Origin of the sequence: Nostoc sp. UHCC 0252 (assembly GCF_034931145.1) — a bacterium.
In the GTDB taxonomy this organism is placed as follows: Bacteria; Cyanobacteriota; Cyanobacteriia; order Cyanobacteriales; family Nostocaceae; genus Nostoc.
The window spans coordinates 2461-16600 of sequence record NZ_JAYGHE010000110.1; the positions used below are offsets into that span (position 1 = coordinate 2461).

Below are 14140 nucleotides of genomic sequence, written 5' to 3' on the forward strand. Positions count from 1 at the left end.
GTTAAGTTGACACTAATGGGCAGTGCCGTGCCCCTACACCTCACAATATAATCTTGTACCGTATTTGAATGGAACCGCTACAAGCGCAATAAAGGCAATTCATGAATTGCCTCTACCGTAAAATCAAGATTTGGGCTGTTTTTTCCATAAGTCCTGAATGAAAATTAATTTTTACAAGGCTATTATCAGAGTAGAAAAATTACTTAATAAAAACCATGAATAATTGGCCATTAATTACTGTAGTTATCCCGACTTATGGTCGAGAGGAAGCGCTACGGGATAGCATCGTGGATGTCCTGAAACAAGACTATCCAAATTTTGAAGTTTTAGTAGTAGACCAAACCTCAAAACATCAACCAGAAATTCAAGCCTATTTAGAAGAGATGGCGGGGGCAGGTAAAATTAAATGGTTGCGCTTAGATTGGGCAAGTTTGCCAGGGGCGCGAAATTATGCCGTGCGGCGGGCTTCTGGTGAAATAATATTATTTATTGATGATGATGTTCAGCTAACCCCAGAGTTGTTAGCAGCCCATGCGAAAAATTATTTGCAAAATCCAGAAGTGGGGGCTGTCGCCGGACGGGTATTTGACAGAATGAAATTAGGTGATTCTGGAGGAGATTTACAGATTGAATATCTGCCTCCCGAAGCTATGGATCCAGGAATTGCTTGGTATCATATTGATTTAGTGCATACCATAAAACCCCAGCAAGTGCTAACAGCGAGGGGTTGTAATATGTCATTTCGCCGCGAAATTTTTACTAAGTACGGGCTGAGGTTTGATGAGAGATTTCGCGGTAGTGCAGTGCGCGAAGAGTCAGATTTTTGTTTGCGGGTGCGAAAAACTGGATATAAGATTTGGTACGACCCAGAAGCCCATTTGGTGCATTTAGGCGAAGAAACAGGGGGTTGTCATGATATTAGTATGCGATCGCTAAAATATCAACTCACCTTTTACCACAACCATTTCCTACTAGGACTGAAAAACCTTACTCTTGCTCAAGCTTTACGCTTATACGGTCGTTTATTTGACTGTCACGTTCTAGGACGACCACCTTGCCATAAAAGTGGTTCCCCCATCAAAATTGCCACTCGCGCTATATTCTACATTTTGGGTTTTTTCAAAGCCTTGGGTAGTGTCATCCAATCACTATGGAACGATGGTCAAATTTACAGTCGATTGGATGAACAAGTTTAGTTATTAGTCATTTGTCATTGGTCATTAGTCATTAGTGAATAACAAAGGATAGATGAAAATCTTAGTTGCTAGTCACACTTATATCGTAGACCTCAACTGTGAAAAATTACGCGCTTTATCTCAACTAGAACCTAACATTGAAGTGACAGTTGTAGTCCCAAAGTGCTGGAAACCAGGCGGCGTACAAAACAGAATTATTGAAACTGAATACCGTGATGAAGGCAGATTTAGAATAGTTCCCGTTTCTAACTTTAGTCAAAATCATCAGGGACTTCTTACATTTGGTGCTGATTTGATATCTTTATTAAAACAATTCCGTCCGCAAATCATCCAAGTGGAACAAGGGTCTAGGGGTCTGGCTTATACTCAGATGATTGCCTTAAATCAACTATTAGGACTCAAGGCAAAAAATGTATTTTTTACCTGGTGGAATCTTCCTTATGAACTGAAACTGCCAATTGCTTTGTTAGAAAAATATAACCTCAACCACAGCCACGGTATTATTTCTGGCAATCAAGATGGGGCAGAGGTTTTGCGACAAAGAGGATACCAAGGTGCAATTAAAGTAATGCCACAACTGGGTGTAGATGAAAGTTTATTTACTCCCAAAGCTCAACCAGAGTTAGCAGCTAAGTTTGGCATTGAAAAAGAAGATTTTGTAGTAGGTTTTGTTGGAAGATTTGTGCAAGAGAAGGGTTTGTTAACGCTTTTGCAAGCCTTAATTACATTGAAAAATAAACCTTGGAAATTACTGCTGCTGGGAAGGGGAGAGTTACAAACTGAATTATTCAAAATTGCGGCAGAAAATAATCTTCAAGAACGGTTGATTTTAATAGAAAGTGTTCCCCATGATGAGGTTGCTAACTATATCAATTTAATGAGTACTTTAGTACTGCCTTCAGAAACAACTTACAAGTTCAAAACCTTAACTTCTGTTGGCTGGAAAGAACAATTTGGTCATGTGTTAATTGAAGCAATGGCTTGTCAAGTTCCTGTGATTGGTTCTGATTCTGGTGAAATTCCCTATGTAATTGGCGATACTGGCTTAGTATTTCCTGAAGGTGATGTTCAAGCTCTTGCTAATTGCTTAGTTAAGTTAATGGATAAACCGGATTTTGCTCATACTCTCGGTGAAATGGGTTATCAAAAAGCAATGGTTAAATATACAAATCAAGCTTTGGCTAAACAGCAATTAGAGTTTTATCAAGAATTGGTTAATAGTCATTAATAGGATGTTTGAAAAGTCTAATTTATTACTAGCCCTGGCGACTAGAAGTCGCGGCTACACAGACAAAACCCACCTCCGTGGGTTAAAATTCCTTGAGAAATGACAAAAAAATGAAAATATTACAAATAGTTCCCTCAATTTCTCTGATTTACGGTGGGCCGAGTCAAATGGTACTTGGATTAGCTCCAGCGTTGGTAAAAGAGGGAGTGGAAGTTACGATTCTCACAACTGATAGTAATGGCGATAATGGTCAAACACCTCTGGATGTTCCTTTAAATCGACCAATCAAACAAGATGGCTATGAAATAATTTACTTTCGTTGTGCGCCGTTTCGTCGCTACAAATTTTCCCTAGATTTATTAAACTGGTTAAAACGTCATGCTCATGAGTTTGACATAGCACACATTCACGCTCTATTCTCCCCAATAATTAGCGCTGCTGCTATTGTGTGCCGTCAGCAAAAGCTACCTTATATTTTCCGTCCTTTGGGTACTCTCGATCCTGCTGATTTACGCAAGAAGAAGCAATTAAAAAAGCTTTATGTTGCAATGATAGAACGCGAAAATTTAGCTGGTGCGGCAGCAATTCATTTTACTAGCGAGCAAGAAGCTAAAATATCAGAACGATTTGGAGTATCTACGCCAGATTTGGTAATTCCTTTGGGTGTGATTCCCCGTCAATCTTCTATTAAAAATGTATGTAGTCAGTTAGAAATACCAAAGGATGTACCGTTGGTGCTGTTTATGTCACGAATTGACCCAAAAAAAGGGTTGAATTTGTTGATTCCGGCGCTGGAGAAGCTGTTAGCAGTTGGTTATAAGTTTCATTTTGTCTTAGCTGGGACAAATCCTCAAGATCCAGATTACGAACAAAAGATAATATCCCAAATTCAAAATTCACCACTGCGATCGCACACTACAATTACAGGCTTTGTTACTGGTGAACTCAAAGTTAGTTTACTACAAGCTGCTGATTTATTTGTTTTACCTTCGTACTACGAAAATTTTGGGATTGCTGTAGCGGAAGCGATGGTTGCAGGTGTACCCGTAGTCATTTCTGACCAAGTGCATATTTGTCAACAGATACGTGATAGCGAGTCGGGTTGGGTAGGCGCAACAGACGTTCAAGCGTTGGTAGAGTTATTGCAAGAAGCTTTGCAAAATCCCGCAGAACGCCAACGCCGGGGATTAAACGCCCAAAAATATGCCTTAGAAAATTTTAGCTGGGATGCGATCGCAAAGCAAACAATCCAAGCCTACCAAAAAATTCTCACAAACAAATAAATTTAACCCAACGCAGACAACAGTAGTTTTTGCCAAATAGGTGCTAGAACTGCTTTCACAACGATATCCGCAATCACAAAACCAATCCCAATTAACATATAAGTTTTTGGAAAAGGAGATTTAGGAACTTCGCCTCTGATGCGAGTTACTAGATTTAATCCCAATGCAGCTAAAGCTACCCCAGTGGCGATAAACCCGATTATCCGCAAAATTGACCAAGGATACCACCCTAACATGGCTGCTAGCAAAGGTTTGGCGCTCATTTTAACCAATTCTGCAACATAAAAATTCATATAATTGAGCATCCAAGTCCCAAAAATCAATGCTGCACTACTCAACGTAACAACGCAGAGAATACAAAAAATCCCGTAGTGCAATAAATGATTTGGTAAAAATAAACGAAGTGTACCTTCTGAACCTTCTCCCGTGCGAATCCAGTGCAACATCTCTGTAGTGTATGACTGTCCACGGTGGATGACTTTTGCTGCTGTTTCTGGTAGAAGCAGTGTTGCTACAATTACAGCAATACTCTGCAACACTCCCCACAAGAACATCCACCAAAAAGCACTTTTATATTGTTGACGACGCACTTGTAAAAAGAAAATGGGATAGGGAATAGCAGCACCTAAAATCGGCATCAACCAGGGAAGTCCGAAAACAAAACTTGCAGTTGTGCTGAGGATAACACCAATCACTAAAAAGATTACTATCATCATAATTAAAATTTTAAAATTGAAGAATTCAGAAGTCAGAATCAATGAGGGGGGGATTCAAACCCGCCACTCATCGTAGACCGCTAAATTGAAGATTTAGCGGGGGTCTTAAACCCACTTATTCATCCGCTAAATCAATTCAGAATTCAATTCTGAATTCTGGCTTTTGATTCCTGAATTCTGTTTGGAAAAAGTTTATCGTAATTCTGCAATGTTCTGGAAAAGTGGCAACTCAATAACTCTAGATGTGCAATGGCTTCTAGTCGGATATCACCCTGATATTTGCAATTCTCTATGTAAAGAAAAACCTAAAGAGACGAATAATCAACTTATGCATATACCTGTACTTTCGTCAATAGTTTTTATCTCCTTTTAATCCCTTATACGAAAGTCTTAACAACCTAAAATTTTGTTTCAAACTGCTAAACTCCGATTGAGAAATCGGGGTTTTATGTCATGATGGCATAGCATACTAAAATATATATGCTTTTCTAACTACAGGGAATCTCACATGGCTCTCCGTCTCGGTGACACAGTACCCAACTTTACGCAAGCCTCAACACACGGCGACATCGATTTTTACCAATGGGCAGGTGACAGCTGGGTTGTGCTGTTCTCTCACCCTGCTGATTTTACACCTGTTTGTACAACAGAACTTGGCACGGTTGCCAAGCTAAAACCAGAATTTGACAAGCGCAATGTCAAAGCGATCGCACTCAGCGTTGATGACGTAGAATCTCACAAAGGCTGGGTGGGAGACATTGAAGAAACTCAAAGCACCACCCTTAACTATCCAATTTTGGCGGATGCGGATCGTAAGGTTTCTGAGCTTTACGACATGATCCACCCGAATGCTAATGCAACTGTGACAGTGCGATCGGTTTTCGTGATTGACCCCAATAAAAAACTCCGTTTGAGTTTTACCTATCCTCCCAGCACGGGACGTAACTTTGATGAAATTTTGCGGGTGATTGATTCTCTGCAATTGACTGATAATTACAGCGTGGCGACACCAGCTGACTGGAAAGATGGAGAGGATGTTGTAATTGTCCCCTCATTGAAAGATCCAGAAGTACTCAAAGAGAAATTCCCCAAAGGTTACGAGGAAATCAAACCCTATCTGCGGATGACTCCTCAGCCTAACAAGTAAATCTGAGAATGATTTCGGATAAAAAAGCAAAGGCGCAAAGATATAACTTTGCGTCTTTGCTTTTTGCGTGAGAATATAGCCAGTGGGGTAAGCTAGGCATCCGAACCTGGAGGACATCATTGACAGCCGCTTGAAGTTGTAGAGGAAAACGTTTAGGTAGGATTATCCTGTCAGTATCCTAGTGCGATCGCCAAGCGCATCATAATTCTTCAAATTTAGTTCGCTATTAGCGAACTAAATTATAATAAATCTACTATTCGTCAGTTGCTTAAATTAGGTATTAGATATGAAAAAGGAAAAGATATCTTGAAAAGGTTAAGAGGTTTAAACGCACAAATGCAACAAATTAGAAAAACAAATAACAGTAGTTTATAAATATGACTAGATATTTTTAATCAGAAAAAAATTGTTGTTATAAGCCACACTATTTAACTATTCACAAGCAGCGAGGTTAAAAATGTTGACCAGTGTTGAAGGAACATACCGTAATGGTCGAGTGGAACTCACTGAACAACCCACTGATATAGATGAAGGAACGCGAGTAATTGTGACTTTTATGAAGTCAGATGAAATTGACCTAGCTTCTCAGGGAATTAACAAAGCCCAGGCTGAGATTTTGCGATCGCATTTAGCAACCTTTGGAGATGATTGGGATAGCCAGGAAATGAGTATCTATGACAACTATGACGCAGCCAAAACCAACCTTTAAACGAGGTGATGTTGTTCTGGTACTATTTCCAAATTCTAACCTGACTACTGCTAAAACACGACCTGCTCTGATTGTACAAGCAGATAATTTGCAAACAGGTTTACCCCAAGTTATCGTTGCTATGATTACCAGCCAGATGTTTCGAGCAGGATATCCTAGCCGTGTCACTATACTGCTAAGTTCCCCAGAAGGACAACAATCTGGGCTTTTAGCAGATTCAGTAGTAATGGCTGATAACTTAGCAACAATTACACTCTCCGCAATTTATCAAGTAATTGGCTCACTACCAACAGCAAATATTGACCAAGCATTGAGAGATACACTTCGATTGTAGTAAGAACTAATGCAGCATAACAAAGGCATTACAGTGGATGAACGCTCTTAATAACAAACAAGGCGTACTTTTCTCTTGAGCCATCGATTAAGAATAGGGATTTTCATCGGTGAGATTAAAACGATATCCCACACCATGCATATTTTCAGTGGGGTTCCCACAACCACTACTGGCTAATCTGCGGCGTAGCAAACGTATTTGAGCCACCACCACATTACTAACGGGTTCTGCACTCACCTCCCAAAGTTGATTGCGAATCTGTTCAGTTGTGACAATTTGGTGCGGGTGCTTTTAGGTACACTCCCTACCCAGTCTCCATTGATAAATGAAATTAGGATGAAATTCTGCTGCTCCGGGATAACCCGTCGTAAACATAGCTCCTGAAATAACCAAACACCTATATCAAATTACAAATTACTTGTTGTACCAAGCTTTCCGCCACTGTTGCATTTCTTTAATCTCTATATCTTGGGCCTTAACAATTTCTTGGGCTAATTTTTTGATTTCAGGGCGCTTGGACTTACTTAAGACATTTTGCGCCATTGTTACAGCCCCTTCGTGGTGAGGAATCATCGCATTGATAAAGCGTAGATCAAATTCAGTATTAGCTACACCTAAATCTTGACTCATCATCATGGCTTTCATTTGATCAGACGACATTTCCATCATGTGGCCCATTTGACTGTTGTAGGCCATTGGTTTATCTCCCGCCTTGGGATACCAAGCTTGTCGCCACTGCTTCATCTGAATGATTTCTTGGTTTTGCGATTTGATGATATTGTCTGCTAGCTTTTTGATTTCAGGACGTTTTGATTTTACCTGCGCTTCTTTAGCCATTTCCACAGCCCCTTGATGGTGCGGTGTCATAGCGTCGATAAACCGTAAATCAAAATTAGCATCGGCTGGGCCCAAATCCATTGCCATGTTGTGATCCATCATGCCACCACCGTGATTCATGCCGTCACCGTGGTTCATCATCTGCTTGTCGTTAGCATTAGTGGTGGTTGCCTTTGGCGCTTGGCTTTGGTTCTGGGAAGCAGTAGTAGTACAGCTTGTCATTAACCCACCTGTTGAAGCGATCGCACTAAAGGTTAACGCCAAAAAGCCATTCCTCAAAGATAGCAGTTCCATAAATCTCACCTCATAGTTTCTTAATTCTATATTTATTTACTAGCTTGGCAGGCAGAAATGAAATTAGGATGAAATCTAAAGATCCCCGACTTCTTTGAGAAGTCGGGGATCTTGTTGTTTATTTATCAGTCAAAATTGTGTAAGCATCATTAAATAAGTGCATTTTCTCTTGTGCTTGTTTTAGCAGTTGCGGTTGATTCACAAACAAATCTGGATGCCATTTTTTAACTAAAGTTCTATAAGCCTGCTTTACCTCAGCCTGAGAAGCATAAGCTTGCAATCCTAAAATGCTGTAAGCGCGAGTAATTTTATCTTTTTCCGTCTGGCTTTTGGGTTGACTGGGTGCTTTGTTGCTTTGAGTTGAATTTTGCTGTTTGCTAGCTTGAGAACTCGGCGATGTCTGACGAGAAGCATTAGGGCTACGCATCTCTGCTTTCATTCGCGCTATTTCTTCATTGAGTTCCCAATCACGAAATTTCGCCTCTACCTCTTCTTTCCGGGGAGAGGGAGGAGCTTTTGGCGTTGGTGGTGGAGAAACAGATTCTAGCCTTGTGCCACTATTCTTAACAGTCTTTTCCTGTTGTTTAATAACAGGATCTTTTTTGGGGGAAATTCTAACTCTCTCTGGCTGTGGCGAATATTTTCTATTAATATTCGTGGATTTTGGGATTTCTTTATAAGGTTGATGATTTGAGAGGATTTTTACTTTTTCTAACTCTCGTAGCAATCTATTAAAACCATTTTGTAATTGTTGCAAACTTTCGCGTTTATTACTAAGTTCTCCTGGCTCTTGGCTGAATTCAAAGCATATTACTTTTTCGGCTTGCCGTTCATATTCAGCCAGAATGGATAACCCCCGGTTGCTAAAACTAGAAAAATAATCTTCAGTTGCAGTTATACAAAGTTTAGCAATTTCCTGGTGATAAGATTCCTTTGCTGATTGTTCGTCTTGTTTTTGGATATTCTTGTTTAACAAATAAGAAATACTTCCGACGACAGCAGCACCGACTGGGCCGCCTAATAACCAACCAATACCACCACCAACAGCGATAGAACCAGGTTCACTCAAATCATCAGTATTGTTTGGCTTTGGGGGTAATATTACTTGTGGTTCGCTAGGAAAGGGAATTAATAAATCTTGCGGCCGTTCTTCTTGGAAAAATTCGTAAGCTTGATAAAGCCATTTTGCCGCCGCTAATTTTAATTGATTCAGGTCTTTTTTAAGAGTATTCGTTTGCCAATCTTTAAATTTATTTTCTGCTAATGCAACTGCCGCATCAGCTTGATATTTTGTGATTAGATTAGTTAACGCTAACCAATCGGATAATTCTTCGATGCTAGTAATAAAGCCTTTATAAATTAAGTTAGCTGCTTTTTGTTTAATTTCAATTTTACTATTTTGTTTATCGTCAAAAGATTTTATTTCAAGAGCAAGTGGGTCAATTTTAGCTTTTAATGAGAGTTGAATTTGAGAAGCGATCGCTTGCACTCTTGGCAAACGCACGCTACCACGATTTGGTTGCAAAATCCCCACAATATTTTGCAAAGCTGTTTCAAAAGCCGCTAACCCGCTACTATTGGCGGCAGCAACATCACCTTTTAATCTCGCTCTTAAAGCAGGTAAAGCATCAACGCGGTATAAATTACTAAAACCTGGAGGCAATTCGGCTCGAAAGCTTTCTGCAACAAACAGTAGGCGATTTTGAACTTGTTTTTGCTCGTCGGGTTCGAGTAAGTTCAGAAAATTAGCGGCAAAAATAACTGTTTTAATACCGCGATCTAATAACCAATCTCGTAAGTTTTCCCGTTCACCTAAAGTCATTAACTTACGTGCATCTAGTAATTGGATAACTAAATCTGCACTTAAAAGTTGTTCTCGAACTAAATTATCTTGTTCATCTCGATCATTTGTTCCCGGTAAATCGAGAAATTCTACACCTGTTTCTAAGAATGGATGCGGACAAAAAACTTCTACAGATGCTACATCTTTTCGCATCTGTCTATTACCATCAAGAATTGCAAATTGTTGTAAAATTTCTGTGCCACTGCGATAAACTTCTGTACCATCTACCAACATGATGCGAGTTCGCACATCAGAGCCATACTTGACAGTAATCGATGCGCCTGTAGTTGGGATTAAATCAATTGGTAAGGTGCGATTTCCCAGCATGGCATTTAATAAGGTAGACTTGCCATGATTAAAAGGGCCAAATACCGCAATGCGGAAGCTAGGATTAACGAGATGATTGCAAATGGTAATTATATCTTGATGTAGTTGCGATTTGCGTTCTAAATTCAGTAATGCAGATGCAGCTTTGAGAGAATCTGCTAAATCCTTATAACCTTCATACTGTTGTTGCATAGTTCTCGTTTTCAGATTCTAGCTAGTCATGCATATCGTTTTATGTTTATGCTAGGCATAATTAACATATAATAAAAGTTTAATTCTTAGTGAGCAATTTATCGTCTATAGGAAAGTTTATTAAGACTAAATTTTTGACACAATACGGTTTAGTTAAGGCTAAAAAATAAAACTGGGTAGGTTGAGTTGAGGAACGAAACCCAACATTATCAAAACTTTGTTGGGTAACACTAAAGTTCAACCCAACCTACGATTTTTATTAACCCAAGGGTATTGACTTTTGACACCATTATTTTCTGTTAGGTTTAGGTTGCGTCAAAGTTCCTTTTTTCTTTGTGTCCTTTGCGCCTTACCCTGTGGGAAGCCGCTTTGCGTCTACGCGGTTCGTTTCTAATTGCCAAATTCAATTATTTTAACGAACCGCAAAGGACGCAAAGAACGCAAAGAGAAGAAAGGAATAGTTTAGGGCCTCCATCTGAGCATTTTTAGCTTCTATGTGGGAATGAGAGTAATAAACTCTTATTAACTATAGTAAGCTAACAAATTGCTATACGCCGCTTCAATTTTTTGCAACTGAGCTATTACGTCTTGCTGTAAGTTTTTTAAACGATTCAACTCACCTTCACGATTGATTTCGCGGGTTTGTTTCTGTTTGACTAAATTATCTAATTCAGATTTTCGAGAGACAATATCATCGTTTATCCGCTTACTCACTTCTCTTTCGTAAGAGTCAAAACACTCTTTCACGGCATTGTATACAACCTGAGATTGCTCGTGTGCGACTTGCGGTAGATGTTTAACTAACTCTTTCTTAGCTGTTTTAACTAACTCTTTACGGGCTTGATCTGCTTGCAAAAATCCTACTCCCAAACCTAGCAAAGCAAACCCGATTGGCCCAAGTAAAACACCTGTCACTGCCGTAATTATCCCACCAATACCAATTACAGTAAAGTAGTTTAACAAGATATTTTTCCAATCAAATCCGGCCCCCGCCATTGCGAAACCAGCAAGATTTCCTTTAGACAGTGATAACAATCCCATTGCCCATTTTGCCCAACCGGGAGAGTTATCTTCTTCAGTAGTAGTAGTGGTATGTACCTTTACATCTTGTCCGGTGAGCTTTTCTGTAATTTGATCTGTGATTTGATTGTAAGATGCGCCATATTGTGCAGCACTGCGAGAAAGTTCTTTAAAAGCTGCGTTAATATCTTTTTCAGCAGTTAATGTCCAAGCCGCAGATTTGTCGGTGATATATTGCTCAAAGGCTTTTTGCAGTGCGATGTTAAATGCTTCTCGTTTCCCACTACTGAGAAAATCAAACAAATTTAATTCCGGCTGATAGCGTAAGAAATCGGTTTCAAAAGTATTACCTAAGTTTAAAACGTAGCTGCGAAAAGATTCAGAAATTGTTCTTGCTTGAGTGTCTCTGGTATTGATAATTTCTTTTTGGAATTCATCTCGGATACCTGTGAGTTTGTTAAATTCAGGTTCTACTGAATCAATCCGTTTTTTTAATTCATTTACATCTTGATCGAGTAATGGTATACGCCTTGCAACTGCTTCGCGGGTATGATTGCAGGCAAGTCTTGCCAAGGTTCTGACTTGACGAAGTTCTGCGATCGCACGTTCTCTGGTAAGAAATGTATTAAGGGCTTCCATAAACTTCGGAAAGCCAGTCCCGTCTAAATCAGCTTGGGGATTCTTCAACCGTCGTCTGAGTGCTTGAATTGACGAAAGCTCAAACACCCGTTCGTCATAAATATTTTGACCTTCTACAGAACAATATTCTGCTAAATTTGCCTTGAAAACTTGCCGTAATCTATCCTCAGATGCTTGTAATTCTTCAACATCATCAGGATCAATCAATGATTCTCGCACCTGATCCCAAGCATTAACTAAGAAAAAAACAGTCAATCCTCGACCTTTGATATAATTTTCTAGGTAGCGACGCTCACCCAAGGTACAAGGTTGAGAAGCTCTCATCACAAACAGAATTGCATGGCAGTTATTTACATAACCCAAAGATAATTCGTTTCGCGCTTCTGTATCATTCAATCCTGGACTATCGACAATTTCAATTCCCTTTTCTAGTAGCGTTAAGGGATACTCAACTACTGCATAATCGACATCTGGAAAGGCTTGTTTTTTCTCCTGCTCTAGTTTTTTAGCTTCAGCCGGATCAATAGTATATTTATATTTAAAGTTTTGAAAATCTAGCTGTTGTGGGCTTTTTCCATCATTAAAATGAATGGTAACTTTCTTTTCTGGCCCATAGCGTAAAACTGTCAATACTGCGGTACAAGGGTTAACGTCGCTTGGTAATAAGTTTTCACCAATTAAAGCGTTCAGAAATGTACTCTTTCCTCGCTTCATATCCCCCAAGACTAAAAGGCGAAATACACCTTGACGGAGATTTTTACTAGCTACTGTAATATCTTCAATATCTCGCTCTAAGCTGAGTTTACCTGATGAAGAGTCGCCAGCCAACTCAGCTTGATTAATTGTTTCAGCTAGCTTGCTCAAACACACAGACATCTCCGATCGCACTTGAGCAACCCGCTCTAAATCTTGGATAAATCTGTCAGTTGCTACTTGATTAGTCATAATATTTAGACCTTAATTAAAGATTGGTTTTTTTAGATTCCAAAAATAATTTGTAAGATATCCACCCCAACGCACCAACAATAATAAATCCAGCCAACACAGAGGCTATTCTCACTGCAACTAGTGTTACTACAGCAAGAGCAAACAACTTTCCACCCAGAATCAGTTTTTTCATCCAAGGTTTCTGATCTGGTTGATGCTTCGCAGTTTGATGAAAAGCCGCATCAGTAGCATGGATGTCAGTTTCCATTTTTTGGAGTCGCAATTCAACTTCTCGCTCTCGTAATATGCGTTCTCGTTGTTCAAGTTCTTTTTGGCGATCGCTTTCAGATGTCATTGGTATCCATCCTGTCTAAAACCATGAAAAGATGTCAGCATTCACTTATCAATCATGGTGTATCCTAACTCACGGAATTATTTAAAAACACCAGTAAAATTACTATTTAATTTTTCATTGCTTATTAAGGTGCGATCGTGCAATGCTTACGGTGGGCTACGCCTATGCAAGGCAATGGGCATCATTCACAGTGTAACGATGCCTACATATCGCTCATTACATTGTCTGTGTAGCAGCCGCTTTTGAGTCTGCGGTGGTTTTTAACCGGGTAATGATCGCTTTACGAACGCGATCGCTTTTGCGTACCCCGCCTATCATCTCGTATTCCCGGCTATCTTTGCCATACTTCAACACCACACCACCAACTAAGCGTTCTGAGGTTTCGCAAATGCTCTTTTCAAGGGTTTCTATTTTTGCCTTTGCCGAATCTAAGGCAGTTAGCATCAGAATGGTGTGCGACAGATGGTAAAAGTATTAAGGGTACGGTGAAAAACTACGATTCATCGAGTCAAAATTTTGTCAGCATAGTATCAATCTTTGCTTGTAAAAGAGGACTTGTTGTCGGCCAAAAAAAACTTGCAAAATAATTCTAGAAAGTGGTAACGATTACGTTATTGCGGTTAAAGATAATCAGCCAAAACTACATAGCCATATTAAACGCATTGCTGCCCTAAGAAAACCGACAAGTCGTGTAGTAGAGACAGAAAAAACTAGAGATAGATTCACAACACGTACTGTAGAAGTTTTTCATGATTTAAATGGAATTGACCCAGAATGGACTGGAATAAAATCTTTAATCAGGGTTGAAAGATTTGGAACAAGAAAGGGGAAAAAATATCATCAGATTGTCTGTTATATTAGCAGTTTGATTTGCACAGCCAAGGAATTTGCTCTCGGTATTCGCGGGCACTGGGGTATCGAAAATTGCCTTCATTGGGTGAAGGATGTCGTTTTGAAGGAGGATAGTTCAACAATCCGTCTGGGCAATGCTCCGACAAATCTTTCCATCATCAGAGCGATCGCACTTAACATACTTCGTCGAAATGGTTATACTTCCATCACAATTGCCCAAAGATTTATCTCTCATGATATT

12 protein-coding genes and 2 pseudogenes are annotated in these 14140 nt (G+C 39.6%); 7 read left to right on the forward strand and 7 right to left on the reverse strand.

Translation table 11 applies throughout. The features are described 5' to 3' along the window. Nucleotides 1-215: 215 nt before the first annotated feature. The 3 genes from hpsN (at nt 216) to hpsP (ending at nt 3707) form a co-directional block, all read left to right on the forward strand. On the forward strand, nt 216-1196 hold the full coding sequence (gene hpsN / locus VB732_RS33270; RefSeq protein ID WP_323235102.1) for a hormogonium polysaccharide biosynthesis glycosyltransferase HpsN: 981 nt from the start codon (nt 216-218) through the stop codon (nt 1194-1196). A 52-nt stretch (nt 1197-1248) separates the two neighbouring features. Beyond that, nucleotides 1249-2424 (forward strand): hormogonium polysaccharide biosynthesis glycosyltransferase HpsO, encoded by a 1176-nt coding sequence (gene hpsO, locus VB732_RS33275; RefSeq protein WP_323235103.1) that lies wholly within the window; start codon nt 1249-1251, stop codon nt 2422-2424. Between the two features lie 110 nt (nt 2425-2534). Beyond that, nucleotides 2535-3707 (forward strand): hormogonium polysaccharide biosynthesis glycosyltransferase HpsP, encoded by a 1173-nt coding sequence (gene hpsP / locus VB732_RS33280; RefSeq protein ID WP_323235104.1) that lies wholly within the window; start codon nt 2535-2537, stop codon nt 3705-3707. Nucleotides 3708-3709: 2 nt separating this feature from the next. On the opposite strand, the gene VB732_RS33285 is transcribed toward hpsP, so the two are convergent. Further along, entirely contained in the window at nt 3710-4423 is a 714-nt protein-coding gene (locus VB732_RS33285; RefSeq protein ID WP_323235105.1) for a hypothetical protein, read from the reverse strand. A 508-nt stretch (nt 4424-4931) separates the two neighbouring features. On the opposite strand from VB732_RS33285, the gene VB732_RS33290 reads away from it, so the two are divergent. The 3 genes from VB732_RS33290 (at nt 4932) to VB732_RS33300 (ending at nt 6613) form a co-directional block, all read left to right on the forward strand. Beyond that, complete coding sequence (locus tag VB732_RS33290; RefSeq protein ID WP_114085723.1) at nt 4932-5570, forward strand: peroxiredoxin; 639 nt, start codon at nt 4932-4934, stop codon at nt 5568-5570. A gap of 457 nt (nt 5571-6027) precedes the next feature. Continuing rightward, complete coding sequence (locus tag VB732_RS33295) at nt 6028-6279, forward strand: hypothetical protein (RefSeq protein WP_323235106.1); 252 nt, start codon at nt 6028-6030, stop codon at nt 6277-6279. After that, entirely contained in the window at nt 6245-6613 is a 369-nt protein-coding gene (locus VB732_RS33300; RefSeq protein WP_323235107.1) for a type II toxin-antitoxin system PemK/MazF family toxin, read from the forward strand. The genes VB732_RS33295 and VB732_RS33300 overlap by 35 nt, the downstream gene beginning before the upstream one ends. An 87-nt stretch (nt 6614-6700) precedes the next feature. Here the strand turns inward: VB732_RS33300 and VB732_RS33305 are convergent. From VB732_RS33305 to VB732_RS33330, 6 genes and pseudogenes are all read right to left on the reverse strand, one after another. Beyond that, nucleotides 6701-6904: pseudogene (locus VB732_RS33305) on the reverse strand (helix-turn-helix domain-containing protein); the annotation flags it as partial. 123 nt (nt 6905-7027) lie between these two features. Next, on the reverse strand, nt 7028-7744 hold the full coding sequence (locus VB732_RS33310) for a DUF305 domain-containing protein (protein ID WP_323235108.1): 717 nt from the start codon (nt 7742-7744) through the stop codon (nt 7028-7030). 118 nt (nt 7745-7862) lie between these two features. Beyond that, nucleotides 7863-10106 (reverse strand): dynamin family protein, encoded by a 2244-nt coding sequence (locus tag VB732_RS33315; protein WP_323235109.1) that lies wholly within the window; start codon nt 10104-10106, stop codon nt 7863-7865. Nucleotides 10107-10628: 522 nt separating this feature from the next. Continuing rightward, nucleotides 10629-12710: a dynamin family protein gene (locus tag VB732_RS33320; protein ID WP_323235110.1), complete on the reverse strand. Its 2082-nt coding sequence runs from the start codon at nt 12708-12710 to the stop codon at nt 10629-10631. Nucleotides 12711-12726: 16 nt separating this feature from the next. Continuing rightward, nucleotides 12727-13047, reverse strand: coding sequence for a hypothetical protein (locus VB732_RS33325; protein ID WP_323235111.1), 321 nt, complete (start codon nt 13045-13047; stop codon nt 12727-12729). A gap of 216 nt (nt 13048-13263) precedes the next feature. Further along, the gene (locus VB732_RS33330) at nt 13264-13491 is read right to left on the reverse strand and encodes a hypothetical protein (RefSeq protein WP_323235112.1); all 228 of its coding nucleotides are present in this window, start codon (nt 13489-13491) and stop codon (nt 13264-13266) included. Between the two features lie 136 nt (nt 13492-13627). Here VB732_RS33330 and VB732_RS33335 point away from each other — a divergent pair. Beyond that, nucleotides 13628-14140: pseudogene (locus VB732_RS33335) on the forward strand (ISAs1 family transposase); the annotation flags it as partial.

Bases quoted from the DNA above. Each gene is read 5' to 3' on its own strand.
- hpsN (WP_323235102.1), top strand. From the start codon at position 216: ATGAATAATTGGCCATTAATTACTGTAGTTATCCCGACTTATGGTCGA.
- hpsO (WP_323235103.1), top strand. From the start codon at position 1,249: ATGAAAATCTTAGTTGCTAGTCACACTTATATCGTAGACCTCAACTGT.
- hpsP (WP_323235104.1), top strand. From the start codon at position 2,535: ATGAAAATATTACAAATAGTTCCCTCAATTTCTCTGATTTACGGTGGG.
- VB732_RS33285 (WP_323235105.1), bottom strand. From the start codon at position 4,423: ATGATGATAGTAATCTTTTTAGTGATTGGTGTTATCCTCAGCACAACT.
- VB732_RS33290 (WP_114085723.1), top strand. From the start codon at position 4,932: ATGGCTCTCCGTCTCGGTGACACAGTACCCAACTTTACGCAAGCCTCA.
- VB732_RS33295 (WP_323235106.1), top strand. From the start codon at position 6,028: ATGTTGACCAGTGTTGAAGGAACATACCGTAATGGTCGAGTGGAACTC.
- VB732_RS33300 (WP_323235107.1), top strand. From the start codon at position 6,245: ATGACAACTATGACGCAGCCAAAACCAACCTTTAAACGAGGTGATGTT.
- VB732_RS33310 (WP_323235108.1), bottom strand. From the start codon at position 7,744: ATGGAACTGCTATCTTTGAGGAATGGCTTTTTGGCGTTAACCTTTAGT.
- VB732_RS33315 (WP_323235109.1), bottom strand. From the start codon at position 10,106: ATGCAACAACAGTATGAAGGTTATAAGGATTTAGCAGATTCTCTCAAA.
- VB732_RS33320 (WP_323235110.1), bottom strand. From the start codon at position 12,710: ATGACTAATCAAGTAGCAACTGACAGATTTATCCAAGATTTAGAGCGG.
- VB732_RS33325 (WP_323235111.1), bottom strand. From the start codon at position 13,047: ATGACATCTGAAAGCGATCGCCAAAAAGAACTTGAACAACGAGAACGC.
- VB732_RS33330 (WP_323235112.1), bottom strand. From the start codon at position 13,491: ATGCTAACTGCCTTAGATTCGGCAAAGGCAAAAATAGAAACCCTTGAA.